Origin of the sequence: Mesorhizobium sp. M7A.F.Ca.CA.004.12.1.1, assembly GCF_003997835.1 — a bacterium.
Classification (GTDB): domain Bacteria; phylum Pseudomonadota; class Alphaproteobacteria; order Rhizobiales; family Rhizobiaceae; genus Mesorhizobium.
Window position 1 is genome coordinate 1 of sequence record NZ_RZRK01000859.1, and the last position, 2,545, is coordinate 2,545.

Genomic DNA, 2,545 nt, shown 5'->3' on the forward strand with positions numbered 1-2,545 from the left:
GCACCGCCGGCGGCGGTATCCTGCATGGTCGCGGCATAGATCGCCTCGGCCTTTTCGGGCATGCCGGATGCATCAGCGATCAGGGCGCGGTGGAACGACTTGAACAGGCCGAACCAATCCGGCCCCTGCAGCTTGTCGATGGACGCCATCGCATCGGCAGGCTCGCCGGCGCCTTGCTGCGCCCAGCCGGACATCACGCCGGAGATCAACCGGTCGAGATCGGATTCCAGCGACAGCTTGAGCCAGTACTGCGCCTTGGTGAAATCCTTCTTGTGGAAGGAATCGACGGCGAGCGCCAAGCGCGAGAAACGCTCGACGTCAGGCACTTCCTTGAGCTTGTCGGCATAGACCAGGGATTCGTCGAAGCGCCCTTGCGCGATCAGCGACAGCATCAGGCTCTGCTGCAGGCCGGTGTCGCTCGGGTCGAAGGCCAATGCTTGCTTGTAGTAGGCGATGGCCCTGTCGAGGTCGTTGTCGCCCTCGGCGACCCGGGCCGCCAGATAAGCGCCCGAAAACGACGTGATCTTGACCGGTTCGGTGGTTTGCTTGGCATAGGCCGGCAAAGCCGAGATCGCCATGCCGGTCACAATTGCCAGCCTTGTCAGCCAGCGCGCACGTCCTTGCCGCATCATATCCCTTTCAGCCAGGCGCCATCTCCGCATCAGCGGGATCGGCGTAGACTCGATCTTTCCAGGCAAAGCATGGCCTTTTTGGGGTCGCGCTTCAATCCGCCTCGAATTCACAATCCGGGCACCCGATTAACAAATCATGGCGACAGGCACCAGTTTTCCGGTCTTGAATTTCGGTGTTGGCCCTGCGCGGCGCCGAAGATATCGCAGATTCGACCCTTGAGCTCGGCTTCGACCGCTAAGGCTCGGGGCCAATATCAACCCTCGGCTGGCGCGGCGGACCGCTGCACCAGCGTGTCGCTGTATCCACCGGCCGCTATCGTGCTGCACAGTTCGTTCCATTCGCAGCCGCCGCAGGCCTTGCGTACAAGGCCAGCCGAAAACGCCTGCCGCATCCGGGCCAAGGTCCCCGTGTCGAGATCGAGGTGGGTGCCGACCCGGATTGGCCGCGCCAGCAATTCTCCTACATCCAGCGCGGCGAGCCGGTCCCGCTCGACGACGCTCTCGTTGAGGCAGTGAGGTTCCGGCTCGTCGAGCAATGGAGCGCAGACATCGTCGGGGCCGGAAACGAGGAGGATGTCCTCGCCCCGGCTCAGGCGCTCCGCGACGCGATCATAATTGGCGGTGAAGGCGGGGCTGTATCCCTTGCCCACATAGGTGAGCGGGCAAAGGAGATGATGGGCGCGCAGCTTGATCGTCACGGATTGGCCGGCTTGGCCTTGCCGCCGGGAAAGGCCATGAGGGTCGCGGCACCCAGCGCTGACTTGAGCAAGCCGCCGACGATGAACGGCAGGAAGCCGAAGGTAACGGCCTGTTCGGCTCCAATCATGACGGCAAGCCATGCTGTGCCCAGCACAAGGCAGGCAAGGTTGCCAAGCAGCATGGCGACAAAGGCAAGCATCACCCTTTTGCCGTTCCAGCCGCGTTCTGCTAGCCAGCCGACCAAGGCGCCGACAAGCGGGAAGGCGAAGAGATAGCCACCCGTCGGCCCGACGAAATGCGCCGCACCCGCTGCCCCTCCGGACAGAACCGGAAAGCCGACCGCACCCTCGACCAGCCAGGCGACGATGGTGAGCGCGCCAAGCCGCCAGCCATAGAGCGCGCCGATCAGGGTCACGGCAAAGGTCTGCATGTTTACCGGGACCGGCACCATCGGCACCTCGATATAGGACGCCAGCGCCAGGAACAGGGTGCCAAGCACGACGGCTCCAACCTGCCAGGCAAGAGAACGATCCTGGAGCCGGAGCGGACTGAACGACGGCTTGCCGGGGGAGAATGCGACGTCTGTCATTGGGATTCCTTTGATCGATTGAAAATTATAGATAATTTCTCTTTCCGATCTATTATCGAATCCACACTTCCCTGGAGATTGCAAGCCCTGGCTTTGGCGGAGGCCGACTAACCTACGATGGCAAAAGCTTCGCGCGTCGTCCCGGAGGCCGTCCTGACCGGCTTGCGGCCAATCCATTGGACGTGCCGCCCCAGTGTGACGGCCGCGGATTCGGTGTTTCCCTGCCGCAAGGCGGAGAGGATCGCGCGATGGTCCTGATCGGTGCGCGTCTCCCACTCCGACCGCCATGCCGCGAACAGGAAACGGGCGCTTGCCGCGTGCAGATCGTCGATGGTCGCGAGCAGGCGCGGCATGCCGCATGGCGACAGGATCAAGCGGTGGAAGGCGCGGTTGGCCTCTTCCCACGACCTGACATCGCGGGACTTGTCGCCGGCCTTGGTCGCCTCCTCGGCGAGATCGAGAATGGCCGATGTCAGGTGCGGCGCGGCGTGGCGCAGCGCCAGCACCTCAAGGGCGGCGCGCATTTCGGCGACCTCCTTGACCTCGCCCAGATCGAAAGACGCGACGCGCACGCCGCGCCGCACCTGACATCGGCCATTCTCGATCTCGCCGAGGAGGCGACCAA

At 63.7% G+C, this 2,545-nt stretch carries 3 protein-coding genes and 1 pseudogene; all 4 read right to left on the minus strand.

Annotated elements, in window-relative coordinates; translation table 11 throughout:
* Nucleotides 1-629, minus strand: a pseudogene (locus EN984_RS30820) (hypothetical protein); the annotation flags it as partial.
* A 257-nt stretch (nucleotides 630-886) separates the two neighbouring features.
* The gene (locus tag EN984_RS30825; protein ID WP_127268973.1) at nucleotides 887-1,330 is read right to left on the minus strand and encodes a DUF1284 domain-containing protein; all 444 of its coding nucleotides are present in this window, start codon (nucleotides 1,328-1,330) and stop codon (nucleotides 887-889) included.
* The gene (locus tag EN984_RS30830; protein WP_127268974.1) at nucleotides 1,327-1,920 is read right to left on the minus strand and encodes a biotin transporter BioY; all 594 of its coding nucleotides are present in this window, start codon (nucleotides 1,918-1,920) and stop codon (nucleotides 1,327-1,329) included. Before EN984_RS30830 ends, EN984_RS30825 begins: the two co-directional genes overlap by 4 nt.
* 107 nt (nucleotides 1,921-2,027) lie before the next feature.
* A partial coding sequence (locus EN984_RS30835; RefSeq protein ID WP_164765764.1) for a GntR family transcriptional regulator occupies nucleotides 2,028-2,545 on the minus strand: 518 nt, incomplete at its 5' end.